This window comes from Neptunomonas antarctica, from assembly GCF_001305295.1.
GTDB classification, from domain to species: domain Bacteria; phylum Pseudomonadota; class Gammaproteobacteria; order Pseudomonadales; family Balneatricaceae; genus Neptunomonas; species Neptunomonas antarctica.
The window spans coordinates 113,527-128,300 of record NZ_LJSI01000055.1; the positions used below are offsets into that span (position 1 = coordinate 113,527).

The window sequence follows — 14,774 nt, forward strand, 5'->3', positions numbered from 1 at the left end:
TCTTTATTCCTCTCAGAGACCTGCAGGCTTCAGGGTATGCCAGTCAGTTGCCTGCTGGAACTTGTGCGCTACATTCAGAAGTTTTTCTTCAGCAAAGTAATTGCCAATAATCTGTAAGCCTACGGGTAAGCCGTTGGTCATGCCGCAAGGAATCGACATGCCGGGCAGGCCTGCAAGGTTTAAAGACAGTGTGAAGATATCTTCCATGTACATGTCAACAGGATCGGATGTCTTTTCGCCTAGTTTGAAGGCGGGCGTTGGGGTTGTTGGTCCCATAATGACATCGACTTCTGACAGTACGCGAATAAAGTCTTGCTGGATCAGACGGCGGATTTGCTGTGCTTTTTTATAGTAAGCATCATAAAATCCTTCTGATAGCGCATAAGTGCCTACCATGATGCGGCGTTTAACTTCGCTGCCAAAGCCTTCTCCACGGGTGCGCTTATACATGTCTTCTAAATCTTTTGGATCTTCACAGCGGTAGCCATAACGAACACCATCAAAGCGGGATAGGTTCGATGAGGCTTCGGCCGGTGCAATAATGTAGTAAGCGGGTACAGAAAGCGCTGTGTTAGGCAGGCTGACCTCTTTAATGGTAGCCCCCAGTGCTTCGTACTCTTTCACGGCAGTCTGAATCAGGGTTGCCATGGCCGGATCAAGGCGGGCAGAAAAGAACTCTTTTGGCAGGCCTATTTTTAAGCCTGTTAATGGTGCGTCCAGATTAGCAGTATAGTCCGGGACATTGCGCTCAGCGCTGGTTGAATCCAGAGGATCAGTTCCGGCCATAACATTCATCATCATGGCTGCATCTTCAGCAGTGTGTGCCATCGGGCCGCCCTGGTCTAAAGATGATGCATAAGCAATCATCCCATAACGGGAAACGCGACCATAGGTAGGCTTGAGGCCTGTCAGGTTACAAAAGGCGGCGGGCTGACGGATTGAACCACCGGTATCGGTACCTGTGGCTGCAGGAGTGAGTCCCGCGGCAATCGCGGCTGCGGATCCGCCTGATGATCCGCCGGGAACGCGATCGGTATCCCATGGGTTGCGGGTGGGTCCGTAAAAACTGGATTCATTGGATGAGCCCATGGCGAACTCGTCCATATTGGTTTTACCCAATGTGACCGTTCCTGCCGCGTTAAATTTGCGGACGACTGTCGCATCATACGGCGATATAAAGTTGTCCAGCATTTTAGAACCTGCGCTGGTGCGCACGCCTTCAGTACAAAAAATATCTTTATGGGCGATGGGTAAGCCGGTCATTGCTGTGGCGTTACCTGCAGCGCGGCTAGTATCTGCAGCAGTGGCTTGTTGTAGTGCAAGCTCTTCAGTGACAGTAATGAAGCTGTTGTATTTACTGTCTTCATTTTTAATACGTTCAAGATAAGCTTGCGTCAATTCGACGCTACTAAACTCGCCCTGCTCAAGTCCTTTGGCCAGTTCTGCCAGTGTTTTATTTAACATCTCAATATAGTCCTAGTCGTTATGCAGGCGCTTTTGTTCAATCACTTATTCAATCACTTTCGGTACGAGGAAAAGACCATTGGCAACGGCAGGCGCAACGCTTTGCAGGTGCTCTCGCTGGTTCAGTTCGGTGATTTTGTCTGCCCGCAAGCGCTGCACGGCATCAAACGGATGCGCTAGCGGCTCAATATCGCTGGTGTCGATATTTTGCATCTGGCCTATTAAATCCAATATATTCGATAGGTTTTGGGCATACTCAGGCACATCGTTGTCATCTATTTGCAGACGTGCCAGATGGGCGATTTTTTCTACATCGGTTCTATTTAGAGCCATAAGTAATCTCGCTGACGGTCTTGGTTGTGGCAAAAAACACTAACTTACCATATTTGCTCCTTGCTCTAAATGCCTGCCGTTGCTAGAGTTACATGTTTTTAAAAATACATCAGCTACGCCCGTAACTTTTAAGGTTTCTAGTCACCATGTTCAAAAAAATTCGGGGTCTGTTTTCAAGCGACCTATCTATAGATCTTGGTACAGCAAATACGCTGATTTATGTGCGCGGTAAAGGCATTGTACTTAACGAACCTTCAGTGGTAGCTATCAGACAAAGTGGTAATCAAAAGTCTGTAGCAGCTGTAGGAACTGATGCAAAGCGTATGCTGGGTCGTACTCCTGGCAATATTACAGCGATCCGTCCAATGAAAGACGGTGTTATTGCTGATTTTCATGTCACTGAAAAAATGCTTCAATATTTTATCAGTAAAGTGCATGACAACAGCTTTTTCTCTCCTAGCCCGCGTGTTCTGGTGTGCGTTCCTTGCAAATCTACGCAAGTAGAGCGTCGCGCCATTAAAGAATCTGCGATGGGGGCGGGTGCGCGTGAAGTGTATCTGATAGAAGAGCCTATGGCGGCGGCTATTGGTGCGGGTCTTCCTGTTGAAGAAGCTAATGGTTCAATGGTTGTCGATATCGGTGGTGGTACGACTGAAATTGCTGTGATTTCACTTAACGGTATCGTCTACGCAGAATCTGTACGTATTGGCGGTGATCGCTTCGATGAAGCGGTAGTCACGTATGTTCGTCGTAACTACGGTAGTTTGATCGGTGAAGCAACAGCCGAACGAATCAAACAGGAAATCGGTTCAGCATATCCAAGTAAAGACGTGCTTGAAATTGATGTACGTGGCCGTAATTTGGCTGAAGGTATTCCGCGTAGCTTCACGTTGAATAGTAATGAAATTCTTGAAGCGTTACAGGATCCGTTATCTGCGATCGTTCAGTCTGTTAAGAGTGCACTGGAACAGTGTCCCCCTGAATTGGCATCTGATATTGCTGAGCATGGTATCGTCCTCACTGGCGGCGGTTCAATGTTACGTCATATTGATCGTTTGATTAGTGAGGAAACAGGTCTTCCGGTGATCTTGGCAGAAGATCCTCTGACATGTGTAGCCCGAGGTGGTGGTCGAGCGCTGGAATTGCTGGATAAGCACGCGTTTGAGCTACTGACTTTCGAATAGCAGCGGTCATCGTTGTGAACGGTAGTAAATCACTTTCCTTGATAAAGAGGGATGTGTACTTATGAATCCAATATTTAAAGGCGGTATTCCCCGCCTTTTCTTCTTTGTTTTGGTCATACTTGCCATTGTTTTTATGGTGAGTGACCTTAATTCGCCTCGTACTCGCGACGCTCGTAACGTACTTTCTTTGATTATGACGCCGATTCAATGGTTGGTTGATATGCCAACCCGCATTGCGGATGACCTATCTGATGTGCTGGTTAGCCGTCGCTCTCTCGTTAAAGACAATACTCAGCTGCGTTCAGAAGTTATTCTTCTTGATCAGAAAGTGCAGCAAATGGACTCACTAACGACCGAGAATTTAAGATTGCGTGAGCTCTTAAGTGGCCGTGAACGTATTCGGAATAACGTCCAGTTAGCCGAGCTTATAGGCGTGAATCCTGATCCATTTCAACATCAGATTATTCTGGGTAAAGGCCTGGAGGATGGTGTCTTTATGGGGCAACCGGTATTGGATGCGAGAGGCGTATTAGGGCAGGTTGTTGATGTATCACATTACACCTGTCGGGTCATGCTTATTACTGATGCCCGACATGCGTTACCCGTAGAAATTAATCGTAATGGCTTTAGAGCGATTGCGTTAGGTAAAGGGTCTCTGGAAGAGCTGGAATTGGAGTATGTTCCTGATACAGCAGATATCCGAGTCGGTGATTTGCTGGTGTCTTCTGGTTTGGGGGGGCGATTCCCTTATGGCTATCCCGTGGCTACAGTCTCGAGTGTTGTGCGTGATCCCGGTCGACCTTTTTCGCGTGTTAAAGCGGTACCGGCAGCGCGATTGGATAAGAGCCGGCATCTGCTACTGGTTGAACCCGTCACCGAGAATAGGGAGGAGTCTGTTAACCAGCAAGAGTCTTCTGAGGTGCAAATGTTAAATGAGTAAGCGACGTTCCGGCGGTATTATGATTGTTGTTGGCACTTTGATTGTGGGGTTTATCCTTAGTCAAATGCCGTTGCCTTCCATGCTTGTCTGGTGGCGTCCTGAGTGGGTCGCGATGATCGTTATTTACTGGGTGATGGCTCTGCCGCATCGTTTCGGCATTGGTATGGCGTGGGTTTCCGGACTGGCACTGGATGTTTTAAAAGGCAGTTTACTGGGTATGAATGCTCTGTCATTAACCACTATTGCATTTATTACATTGATCTTGCACAGGCGCTTACGCATGTACCCGTTGTGGCAGCAGGCTATGATGGTGTTAGTGCTGGTGGGTATTAATCAGTTGATTTTTCACTGGATACAATCGTTGACCGGGAGTACCGGCGACACTCTTGTCTTCCTGTTGCCCGCTGTTGTTAGTGCCATATTATGGCCTTGGGTGTTTGTTGTCCTGAGGGGGATACGCCGTACTTTTCACGTCAATTAATCATTATCTGAGAATACCATGCCTGACCTGATATTGGCTTCTGCGTCGCCCAGACGAAAAGAGTTACTTGCCCAAATAGGCGTTGTGTTTGAACAATGTAATGTTGATATCGACGAAACAGTATTGCCCGCAGAGCGACCAGAAGATTATGTGCGCCGTTTAGCGTGTGAGAAATCACAGCAAGGCTCTCAGCAAAATGCATCACAATGGGCGGTATTAGGCGCTGATACAACGGTCGTTGTTGATGGGAAAATATTAGGTAAGCCTGTATCAAAAGAAGACTCCTTGGTGATGTTGAAGCAGCTCTCTGGTCGGACGCACCAGGTTATGACGGGTGTTGCGCTCACATATCAAGGTCAGACGGATAGTCAGGTTGTCGTTACGCATGTTACGTTTAAGACTCTGGACCCTGTTTTATGCCAGCGGTATTGGCAAACAGGTGAGCCTTGCGATAAAGCAGGGGGATACGGGATTCAGGGATTCGGTGCTGTTTTTGTTGAGAAAATAGAGGGAAGCTATTCTAATGTTGTTGGTTTGCCACTGGCAGAAACGGCGGAACTCTTATGCAAAACAGGAATCAAATTTTGGCAACATTAACACTTTGAAATAGAAAGGAAGATTCTTGTGGCAACAAATGTTGGCGAAGAAATACTGATTAATTTCACTCCGATGGAAACCCGTATCGCCGTGATTGAAAACGGGATGCCGCAGGAGATCTATGTTGAACGGTCGGCTAAGCGGGGTATTGTAGGCAATATTTATAAAGGCAAAGCGGTACGTGTGTTGCCAGGCATGCAGGCAGCCTTTGTGGATATCGGCCTTGAGCGTGCTGCTTTTATTCATGTTGAAGATGTGCTGCCTGCGCAAACCAGCGGCGAGGAAAAAAACACTATTTCGATTGCCCAGGTGCTTAAAGAAGGACAATCATTAGTCGTGCAAGTGACTAAAGACCCTATTGGCACAAAAGGTGCCCGGCTAACTACTCATATATCTATTCCTTCCCGCTACCTGGTATATATGCCAGGCAGTAGTCATATTGGTATTTCACAACGTATAGAAGATGTAGAAGAACGAGAGCGGTTACGCACGGCATTGCAGAAAAGTGTAGAGTCGGAAGAAGCTGATCCAGCGGGTTATATTCTTCGCACCGTTGCAGAAGGTGCTTCTGAAACCGATTTAATGGCAGATGTTCAATTTTTACGGCGTTTATGGAAATCGATTGAAGCTGATATCGCCATCGCACGTGTACCCTCGAATGTGTATGAAGATCTTCCGTTGAACATGCGTGCCTTGAGAGATATGGCGCATACGGGTATGGAGCGTATCCGGATTGATTCCCGCGAGACCTTTCAGAAAGCGCAAGCGTTTTCAAAAGCACTGGTGCCAGAAATTTATGACCATTTAGAGTATTACCCAGGCGAGCGACCGATCTTTGACTTATATAATGTTGAAGATGAAATGCAAAAAGCACTGGGGCGTAAAGTTGAGCTGAAGTCGGGCGGCTATCTGATTTTTGATCAGACAGAAGCGATGACCACGGTTGATGTGAATACAGGCGGATTTGTGGGGCACCGTAATCTTGAAGAAACCATCTTTAAGACGAACCTGGAAGCCGCAACCGCAATCGGCAGACAGCTGCGATTACGCAACCTCGGTGGTATTATTATTATCGATTTCATTGATATGGAATTGGTCGAGCATCAGCGGCAGGTACTGAGAACACTGGAGCGGGGGTTGGAGCGCGACCACGCAAAATGTAAAGTGACAGGGGTGTCAGAATTGGGTTTGGTTGAGATGACGCGCAAACGTACGCGTGAGAGTGTTGGAGCGCGACCACGCAAAATGTAAAGTGACAGGTGTGTCAGAATTGGGTTTGGTTGAGATGACGCGCAAACGTACGCGTGAGAGTCTGGAGCATATTCTTTGTGAACCTTGTAGCCAATGCCAGGGGCGTGGATCTATTAAAACGCCTGTTACCGTGTGTTATGAGATTTTTCGGGAAATTCTGCGTCAGCATCGTGCCTATGATACAGAGACTTATCTGGTATTGGCGTCCGCCGGTGTTGTTGAATATCTGACGGATGATGCTTCGGATCATGTCGCTGAATTAGAAGCATTTATCAATAAAACAATTCGTTTTCAAGTGGAAGCGATGTACAGTCCAGAGCAGTTTGATGTGGTGCTGAGGTAATAAGTGCTGCGGCGGTAATAAAAGATGAGGTGACAGTACTGCGGTAATAAGGCTGGGCCTCAAGTGTGATTATAATACGATCGTGATATCACTATTGTTAATAGCGCTACGCTTACAGGATTGAGTGGAAAAAATAAGATGCTGAGTCGTATCTCTAGATGGGTAGGGTGGGCAATATTAGCCTTGCTGTTGTTAGTCGCTACATTAGTAGGGACGGCCCGGCAGTTTCTTCCCTCTATAGCAGAGCATAAATCTGCCATAGAGTCCTATCTTTCAAATAAGACAGGTATGGCAATTAGTGTAGGAGGGATTTCTGCACAATGGCAAGGGCGTTACCCTACTTTCTTGTTGCGTGATATTAAAAGCTATTCTGAATCTGCGGTCGGACCTGAGGTTAGTCTTAGTATCCGGCAGGTGGATGCAGAAATAGATCTGCTGGCTTCATTGGTTTCTCTGATTCCTGTTTTTGCCGTCTTAAATGTCGATCAAACCGATGTGTCTTTACGCCAGAAAGAGGGGCGTTGGAGTGTGGACGGAGATCAGTCTGCACCCGAAAATATGTCTGCTTTTGTGCGACAGATTATTAATGTGCTGACACAACAACCCGAAGTATCATTTACCAATGCGCGCTTAACACTTTTCCCTGAACAGGGTAAAGCACAACAATTATCCCCAATAACTTTTCGCTTAAACAACGCCGGTGATCAGCATCATCTTTACGGCTCTTTAGCATTATCTCTGTCGGGTGCCGGAAAATCACAGGTAGAGTTTGCGATTGAAACAGAAAATCTCCCTTTAGACCCTTTAGCGGGTGACTACCAGCTATATGCCAAAGTGAGTAATTTAGGGCAGCAGTTACTGAGTCTTGATTTGGTTGACTTACCCTTCAGTATTCAAGAGCTGGACATGGGGACTGAGCTGTGGGGGCGTTGGCGTAACCATCGTATTGAATCGCTTCAGGGTAAATTACAAATTGATCGATTGTCCTTTGAGGAAGAGTCGTTAGAGAGTATTTCCGATAGTTCTTTAATATTTACGGTTCAGCCCGGTGACCAGCATTCTCTTTCGCTTCAGCAGTTTCACCTAACGATCACTGATCTGTTGATACAAAACGGATCCGGTAAATTGGTAGCTCCCTATATATCAGCGGAGTTGGCATTAAATCAAGGAAAGGCTGAATTGCATCAGATTGCTCTTAAGGAGCTTGATCTGGGGGTGTGGTCTCAATGGTTTAGTGGTAAACCATATTTACCCGAGATTCTTAATGACGCATTACACAAACTGAACCCGCAGGGGTCTCTGAAAAATCTGACGGTTGTGTGGCCTGATGCAAATGATCTGAGCAAGCTTCAAGGGGAAGCTGATCTCTATCAAGTCAGTGTGGACGATTATTATGGTGCACCCATTTTAAAGAATGTCTCAGGTCGGCTGGGTTTTACCGAATCGACAGGAGAGATTGATCTTAATAGCGAGAACTTTTCCATGGGGTTTCCTGGCCTGTTTGCAGAGAACTGGGAATACGCTCGTGCAACAGGGAAGGTGAGTTGGTTAATCGAAGAACGCGTCGGGCATACACGTCCGGTAGTCACCGTGAAAAGCGATCTGTTGGGTCTGGAAAGCGCGGCATTAAAAGCGGCCGGGCGTTTCAGTATGTATTTGCCACTTGATCGGACGTATCAAACAGAACTGACATTGATGATCGGTCTGAAAGGGGCTGATGGTCGGCAAGCTTCGTTGTATATTCCGCCTGAGGAAGTTGGCGAATCGCTGCATCGCTGGGTATCAGAAGCGATACAGGGAGGTACGGTTAATGATGGTATGTTGGTGCTCAGAGCCGGCACTCGAGCTATGGACGACCGTTTGCCACCCACTGTTCAGCTTTATTTTGATGTGTCGGACGCGACTGTAAAATTTCAGCCAGACTGGCCTGTTATTAGCGAGACTGATTTGACGTTGAGTCTGGATCAGGGGGCATTAAGCATTAAGGCCAATCGCGGGCGGTTGCTTAACAGTCAGGCGAGTATGATCGACGTACAGCTTCCCGCGCATTCAACTAACCTGAGTATTAAAACATCGGTGGCTGGAGAGGCTAAAGATATCCTGACGTTGTTACGTACTACGCCGCTGCATGATGCGGTAGGAAAGGGGCTTGATGACTGGTCGCTGACAGGACAGCATAAGACGGATGTTCATGTGGTAGTGCCATTAGCGGGTAATAAGCAGCCTTTGGTGACAGTGAACTCGCATCTGGAAAATGGGCGCTTTGAAGATAAAACCGCTAACTTGTTGTTTGAAAAAGTAGCGGGAGATATCGGGTTCTCATCTGAAAAAGGACTTTTCAGTGAGAATATTCGGGCCGTATTGATGAATGCGCCTGTCACTGCACGTATCGAGCCGCTGCCAAAAACTAAGGATAGCCCTGCACTGACACGCGTATTTATGACAGGAAAGGTGGGGGTGCCTGCTTTGAAAAAGCAGACAGAGCTTTCTTTTCTTGCCAGTGCAGAGGGCGCCGCCAATATCCGGGCGCGTTTGGATATCTGCTCGGGTTCGCCATTATGCAATAAACTGGTAATTGACTCTGATTTACGCGGCATCTCTATTCAGGCTCCTGCTCCTTTGGGGAAAAATGCGGCGGCTACTTTACCGTTGCAGATTGTCGGGCAGTTGGGTATTGCTGAGTCGTTGTGGCGTTATAACCTGGGAGGCCAGTTACGTGGTGTCACGAAATTGCTGACAGGGGCATCGCGTACGCGTATTGCTTTTGGCGGTAAGCGCCCGCAAGAACCTGCGGAATCGGGTATATGGGTTGATGGCAATCTTGATGAGGTTGATTTAGCAGAATTTCAGGCATTTATGGCCCGCAATGGGTGGTGGGATCTTGATAGTCTTGTCGCTTTGCCGACGGCGAGTCCTTCTAATACACCTGACCAAGAGATTCTTGATCAGGCAGCGCTTAATCAAGGTGAACTGAATCAAGCAGGGCTTTCTCAAGATGGGCTTAAGCAGCTGGTGTTGAGCATCAAACGCGTCAAAGCCGGCGAGATACAGATCAATGATCTTGACCTGGTTGTCAATACGACGCGTTCAGGTAACACCGTCATTGGCTTCGTCAGCCCCGGTGTAACCGGTGAGATTCGGATGCCGTCACAGCTAGGAAAACCGTATCAAGTGAATCTTGATCATTGGTATCTGAAAAAACCATCGATACTCGCGAGCACGACAGAAGGTAATAATGTTTTAGATACCCGCGAATGGCCCTCTGTTGACCTGAGTATAAAAAAACTCTACCTGAACGCTAAACCTTTTGGCCAGTGGGCGATGAAGATTCGCCCCGATAGTGTGGGTCAGTTAACGTTAGACAGTATTAGCGGTCAGTATGAGAACTTTGAGATAAAGGGTGCGGCGGGCTGGCGCTTGTTTGACCGCAAACCAGAGAGCTTTATGAAGATGACTCTGGAAGGAGAAGATTTTGGCAAATTGTTGGCTGATTTCGATTATAACGGTGTGCTCGAGTCGGAAACTATTAACATGTCGAGCGATTTCACATGGTCTGGTTACCCGTGGGGGTTTGAGCTGAATCAGCTCAACGGGTCCTTTAAAATGCTATTGAAGAAAGGTCGGATTATTGAAACAGGTGAACAAAGTAATATTTTACGCTTATTCGGTATCCTTAATCTTAATACCATTGTGCGACGCTTGAAGCTTAATTTTACTGATCTTGTCGAAAAAGGCGTGGCATTTGATCGTGTCAGTGCGGATTACTTATTGGATAAAGGCATTGCTTCCAGCCAGGTCCCGCTGACGTTGTCGGGACCTTCTGCTAATGTGAACATGACAGGACGTATTAACCTGGTTGAGCAAACACTGGATAGTCAGATGGACGTTGTTCTACCGGTCACGAGTAATCTGCCAATTGCGGCGGTGTTGCTGGGGGCACCACAAATTGCCGGCGCCGTATTTCTGTTGGATAAGCTGATCGGCGATAAATTTGAAAAAGTATCGACATTGACCTATCGGCTTAGAGGTTCCTGGGCTGACCCGGATATCAATATCGTTACTCCTGGAAGCGCTTTACCTGAACCTGCGTTACCTGACAATAGAACGCTGGAGCAGGGCATGGGTGATAAATCATGATGAATGTTGCCGTAATACAGATGGTGTCGGGCGCGGATATTTCAAGTAACTTGAAAGTGGCCGAACGGCTGATTCGCGATGCGGTACATAAAGGTGCACGATTGGTGCTTTTGCCTGAGAATTTTGCACTCTTTGATAGTCAGCAGCTCTTCTCTTTCGCTAAACAGGAAGCAGAGCGCGGCAGTCTGAATATTTGGTTGAGCCATCTTGCTAAGACGTTGAATATTTGGCTGTTCGCAGGCAGTGTTCCGTTAGTATCCGAGATAGAAGGTTGCCGAAAAGTACGCTCTGCACTGCTGGTCTATAGCCCCTCCGGTGAATTGGTTGCGCGTTATGATAAACGCCATTTATTTGATGTTGACGTCAGTGATGGTCAGGGTAGCTATCGTGAATCTGCTTTTATTGAGCCGGGAAATGACTTGGTTGTTGTTGAAACAGAGATGGGCCGGGTGGGGTTGAGCATTTGTTATGATCTGCGTTTTCCTGATCATTTTTGGCGGCTTAGAGAGCAGGGCGCAGATATTATCGTTGTCCCTTCTGCTTTTACGAAAGTGACGGGAGACGCTCACTGGGAAGTCTTATTACGGGCTCGGGCTATTGAAACTCAGTGCTTTATTCTAGGGGCTAATCAAGGGGGTAGACACAGTCCTACACGTGTAACGTCGGGGAACTCAATGATTATAGATCCTTGGGGTGAGGTTTTATCGCGATGTGAGCAGGGTGAAGGAGTGGCTATCGCAGAATTAGATAGGGCGCGTTTGAGTACGGTGCGTTCAGGTATGTCAGTTTTGTCGCAACGGCGCTAAGCGTCACAGCCAGGATATACAGACCCATAGACAGTCTTTTTTCTATGAGTCTGGTCGTTTAATTTACTGACTCTCTTCTAATTCACGCAAATATTTAAATAGCTTGCGAGCGGCGGCCGGAGGCTTATTCTGCTCTACCTCTTTTTGTGCGTTTCTGATCAACTGGCGCATGTGCTGAATATCGGTATGTGGGTATTCAGAGATAATTACATCCAGCATGGTACTGTCGGTAGTATTTGCGATTAAACGATCACGCCATTTTTCCAGTTTGTGAAAAACTTTGTTATGCGCTTCTTTTGTGACATCGAAGCGCTCTATCGCTTCTGCTATCGCTTCACCATCGGCGAAACGCATCAGTTTGCCAATATACTGCATCTGACGGCGTAGGGCGCTGCGATGAGGCATTCCTTTTGCTTTATCTACGGCGTCGCGCAGCGTTTCTTCAAGCGGTAGTTTGTCGAGCTGCGCCGGTTTAAGGTCAACCAGGCGTTCACCCAGTGTTTGCAGCGCTTCCACGTCACGTTTTTTCTGTGAGCGACTAATAATATAGTCTTCATCATCGTCATCATTTTTAATGTTGTCGAAATTGTCTTCGTTCATTTTTTTATCCGTAGAAGTAGGCAGCAAGACCAAGAAATGCAAAAAAACCCACAACATCTGTAATGGTTGTCAGTAAAACGCTACCGGCCAGAGCCGGGTCGATTCCCCATGATTTTAGCACTAAGGGGAGTAGGGTGCCGGCCAAAGCCCCAGCAATCAAGTTAATGATGATGGCTAATCCAATAACCAGGCCAATAGTGGTGTCTTCGAACCAGTAAATTGACACCGCCGATACGACCAGTGCCCATAGTATACCGTTTAAACCGCCAACCAATAACTCACGATTTAATAACCAGCCGGCATTCGAGCGTTCTACATGCCCTAAGGCCTGACCGCGAATGATTAATGTGAGTGTTTGGCTACCTGCAATCCCTCCCATGGACGCCACAATAGGCATAAGTACGGCAAGGGCAACGACTTGATTAATGGTATCTTGAAAAATTCCAATAACAGCCGAGGCGAGCAGCGCTGTCATCAGGTTGATACCTAGCCATACAGCACGACGTCGGGTAGTTTTCATGAGGGGTGCAAATGTGTCTTCGTCGTCATCCAGACCTGCCATACTCATCATTGAGTGGTCAGCATCTTCACGGATAACATCGACGACATCATCAATGGTTATTCGGCCTAGCAATTTACCTTTTTTATTAACGACGGGCGCCGACACCAGATCGTGTTTTGCAAACAATGATGCGACTTCATTGTCAGGCATGTCAGCAGGAATAGGTGCAATACCGGTGTTCATTATTTCACGAACGGTAATGTTGGGGTCAGAAACCAGTAATTTCGTCAGTGGCAGCATCCCGATATAGGATTCTTTTTTGCGGCTGACGACGAATAAGCTGTCCGTCATCTCAGGTATTTCTTTATGTCGCCGAATATAACGTAATACGGTTTCTACTGTAATGTCGGGCCTGATTGTGACGGTATCGGTGTTCATTAAGCCGCCCGCCGTATCTTCTGGATACGACAGGATAACTTCCAGACGTTCACGATTCTGCTGATCCATGATTTTCAGCAGTTCTTTTGTGACCCGTTCTGGTAATTGCTGTAATACGTCAGCGACATCATCTGCGTCCAGCGTTTCAGTGATAGCCAGAACACGATTATTGTCCATTTTACTTAAAATATCTGCTTGGATATCATCCGCAAGATACTGTAAAACTTTACCTTCATTGTTCGGGTTAATCAGGTTCCACAGGATTTCACGCTCTTTTGGAGGCGATTTCTCAAGTAGATGTGCTACTTCGGCAGGGCGCAGTGAATTATTAAGCGTAAAGCGCACCTGTTGGAAAGCACCACTTCCCAAGGCTCGGTTGAGTTTATCAAGCGCTGTAGATTCATTACGAATATCCATAATACCCTTAACTGCGAAAACGCATGGCAACACTGTTTTTTGTTGGCCTAGTATAGCGGATTAAAAATGTCGGATCGGCCGTGGGGCATCAATAATAAAAGTAATCAATAAAACGTTATTCGTCCTCATCAAACCGGTTGTTGATGAGTGCTTCTATCGCCAGCATTGCATCCTGTTCGTCAATGCCTGTTGCTTTGATCGTGAGCTCTGTTCCTTTACTGGCTGCCAGCATCATTACGGACATGATGCTTTTTGCGTCGACTTCCCGATCATCTTTAACCAGACGAATGTCAGACGAGAAGCGTGCAGTAATGTTTATTAACTTTGCCGCTGCCCGAGCATGCAGCCCTAGTTTGTTGATAATAATTATTTTTTGTTCCAGCATTACGTTTTTTCTCTGAAATGATAAAGAGTACTTAATGCAACTCACGATGCCTGATATTCACATTGTTCATATGTGTTTTGAAATGATTGCCTAATTGCTCTGCGACATAAACTGAGCGGTGCTGGCCTCCCGTGCATCCTATACCCACCGTGATATAACTGCGATTATTCTGCATAAAATGCGGCAGCCATTTATCAAGGTATTGGCGGATATCCTTAATCATTTCAGTCACATCATCTTCCTGGCTGAGGAAGTCGATGACGGGTTGATCCAGACCGGTAAATTTTCTCAGTTCGGCTACCCAGTAGGGGTTAGGCAGAATCCGCATATCAAAGACCATATCAACATCCATAGGAACACCGTGCTTGAAGCCAAAGGACTCAAACTGTAATGATAATGATTGTTCTTTGCGGTCAGCAACTCTGAGCTTAATCGTATCACGAAGTTCATAAATTGAGAGACGGGTTGTATCGATCCTCAGGTCGGCAAGATCAGCAATGGGCGCAAGCAGCGTATGTTCATACTCAATAGAGTCCGGCAAATTACTGATTAACTCGGCCATAGGGTGGCGCCGCCGCGTCGAGCTGTAACGCTTTAGCAGTGTTTCGTGTGAGGCATCCAGATAGAGTAATTCAACAGAGATTTGTGGATGCTGTTTAAATTGACGCCAAATGTCAGGAAGCTTTTCCAGATTACTGGATAGGTTTCTGGCATCAATACAGGCGGCAATCCGGGTAAGTTGAGCGTCATCATCCAGCATGTGGTTGATTAAATCAGGAAGCAATTTAGCAGGAAGGTTATCAATGCAATAGAAGCCGACATCTTCAAGTGCCTGCAGCGCTGTGCTTTTTCCTGAGCCGGAGCGCCCGCTGATGATGACTAGTTTCATGAATCGA

Annotated in this window: 12 protein-coding genes and 1 pseudogene; 7 read left to right on the top strand and 6 right to left on the bottom strand. The window is 46.9% G+C overall.

Features of this window, described 5'->3' with window-relative positions:
• Positions 1-12 precede the first annotated feature (12 nt).
• Together gatA and gatC are read right to left on the bottom strand one after the other, a co-directional pair.
• Entirely contained in the window at positions 13-1,464 is a 1,452-nt protein-coding gene (gatA, locus tag Nant_RS20635; RefSeq protein ID WP_054343574.1) for an Asp-tRNA(Asn)/Glu-tRNA(Gln) amidotransferase subunit GatA, read from the bottom strand.
• Between the two features lie 45 nt (positions 1,465-1,509).
• Positions 1,510-1,797: an Asp-tRNA(Asn)/Glu-tRNA(Gln) amidotransferase subunit GatC gene (gatC, locus tag Nant_RS20640; protein WP_054343575.1), complete on the bottom strand. Its 288-nt coding sequence runs from the start codon at positions 1,795-1,797 to the stop codon at positions 1,510-1,512.
• 146 nt (positions 1,798-1,943) lie between these two features.
• Between gatC and Nant_RS20645 the strand changes: the two genes are divergently transcribed.
• The 7 genes and pseudogenes from Nant_RS20645 (at position 1,944) to Nant_RS20675 (ending at position 11,536) form a co-directional block, all read left to right on the top strand.
• Positions 1,944-2,981 (top strand): rod shape-determining protein, encoded by a 1,038-nt coding sequence (locus Nant_RS20645; protein WP_054343576.1) that lies wholly within the window; start codon positions 1,944-1,946, stop codon positions 2,979-2,981.
• Between the two features lie 61 nt (positions 2,982-3,042).
• A complete protein-coding gene (mreC, locus tag Nant_RS20650; RefSeq protein WP_076496107.1) occupies positions 3,043-3,921 on the top strand; it encodes a rod shape-determining protein MreC in 879 nt (292 codons plus the stop codon).
• Positions 3,914-4,402 carry a rod shape-determining protein MreD gene (gene mreD, locus Nant_RS20655; protein WP_054343577.1) on the top strand — a complete coding sequence of 163 codons (489 nt, stop codon included), beginning with the start codon at positions 3,914-3,916 and terminating at the stop codon, positions 4,400-4,402. Before mreC ends, mreD begins: the two co-directional genes overlap by 8 nt.
• Positions 4,403-4,420: 18 nt before the next feature.
• Positions 4,421-4,999 carry a Maf family protein gene (locus tag Nant_RS20660; protein ID WP_054343578.1) on the top strand — a complete coding sequence of 193 codons (579 nt, stop codon included), beginning with the start codon at positions 4,421-4,423 and terminating at the stop codon, positions 4,997-4,999.
• Positions 5,000-5,071: 72 nt separating this feature from the next.
• Positions 5,072-6,593: pseudogene (locus Nant_RS20665) on the top strand (Rne/Rng family ribonuclease).
• A gap of 138 nt (positions 6,594-6,731) precedes the next feature.
• Positions 6,732-10,730, top strand: a complete 3,999-nt coding sequence (locus Nant_RS20670) for a YhdP family protein (RefSeq protein ID WP_054343579.1) — start codon at positions 6,732-6,734, stop codon at positions 10,728-10,730.
• A complete protein-coding gene (locus Nant_RS20675; RefSeq protein WP_202905057.1) occupies positions 10,727-11,536 on the top strand; it encodes a carbon-nitrogen hydrolase family protein in 810 nt (269 codons plus the stop codon). Before Nant_RS20670 ends, Nant_RS20675 begins: the two co-directional genes overlap by 4 nt.
• Before the next feature lie 63 nt (positions 11,537-11,599).
• On the opposite strand, the gene yjgA is transcribed toward Nant_RS20675, so the two are convergent.
• The 4 genes from yjgA to rapZ form a co-directional block, all read right to left on the bottom strand.
• A complete protein-coding gene (gene yjgA / locus Nant_RS20680; protein ID WP_054343581.1) occupies positions 11,600-12,136 on the bottom strand; it encodes a ribosome biogenesis factor YjgA in 537 nt (178 codons plus the stop codon).
• Between the two features lie 4 nt (positions 12,137-12,140).
• Complete coding sequence (mgtE, locus tag Nant_RS20685; RefSeq protein WP_143773597.1) at positions 12,141-13,493, bottom strand: magnesium transporter; 1,353 nt, start codon at positions 13,491-13,493, stop codon at positions 12,141-12,143.
• Positions 13,494-13,608: 115 nt separating this feature from the next.
• A complete protein-coding gene (locus tag Nant_RS20690) occupies positions 13,609-13,878 on the bottom strand; it encodes an HPr family phosphocarrier protein (RefSeq protein ID WP_054343582.1) in 270 nt (89 codons plus the stop codon).
• A gap of 31 nt (positions 13,879-13,909) precedes the next feature.
• Complete coding sequence (gene rapZ, locus Nant_RS20695) at positions 13,910-14,767, bottom strand: RNase adapter RapZ (RefSeq protein ID WP_054343583.1); 858 nt, start codon at positions 14,765-14,767, stop codon at positions 13,910-13,912.
• Positions 14,768-14,774: the final 7 nt, after the last annotated feature.

Excerpts from the sequence above, each read along its gene's own strand:
- gatA (WP_054343574.1), bottom strand. The coding sequence starts at position 1,464 with ATGTTAAATAAAACACTGGCAGAACTGGCCAAAGGACTTGAGCAGGGC.
- gatC (WP_054343575.1), bottom strand. The coding sequence starts at position 1,797 with ATGGCTCTAAATAGAACCGATGTAGAAAAAATCGCCCATCTGGCACGT.
- Nant_RS20645 (WP_054343576.1), top strand. The coding sequence starts at position 1,944 with ATGTTCAAAAAAATTCGGGGTCTGTTTTCAAGCGACCTATCTATAGAT.
- mreC (WP_076496107.1), top strand. The coding sequence starts at position 3,043 with ATGAATCCAATATTTAAAGGCGGTATTCCCCGCCTTTTCTTCTTTGTT.
- mreD (WP_054343577.1), top strand. The coding sequence starts at position 3,914 with ATGAGTAAGCGACGTTCCGGCGGTATTATGATTGTTGTTGGCACTTTG.
- Nant_RS20660 (WP_054343578.1), top strand. The coding sequence starts at position 4,421 with ATGCCTGACCTGATATTGGCTTCTGCGTCGCCCAGACGAAAAGAGTTA.
- Nant_RS20670 (WP_054343579.1), top strand. The coding sequence starts at position 6,732 with ATGCTGAGTCGTATCTCTAGATGGGTAGGGTGGGCAATATTAGCCTTG.
- Nant_RS20675 (WP_202905057.1), top strand. The coding sequence starts at position 10,727 with ATGATGAATGTTGCCGTAATACAGATGGTGTCGGGCGCGGATATTTCA.
- yjgA (WP_054343581.1), bottom strand. The coding sequence starts at position 12,136 with ATGAACGAAGACAATTTCGACAACATTAAAAATGATGACGATGATGAA.
- mgtE (WP_143773597.1), bottom strand. The coding sequence starts at position 13,493 with ATGGATATTCGTAATGAATCTACAGCGCTTGATAAACTCAACCGAGCC.
- Nant_RS20690 (WP_054343582.1), bottom strand. The coding sequence starts at position 13,878 with ATGCTGGAACAAAAAATAATTATTATCAACAAACTAGGGCTGCATGCT.
- rapZ (WP_054343583.1), bottom strand. The coding sequence starts at position 14,767 with ATGAAACTAGTCATCATCAGCGGGCGCTCCGGCTCAGGAAAAAGCACA.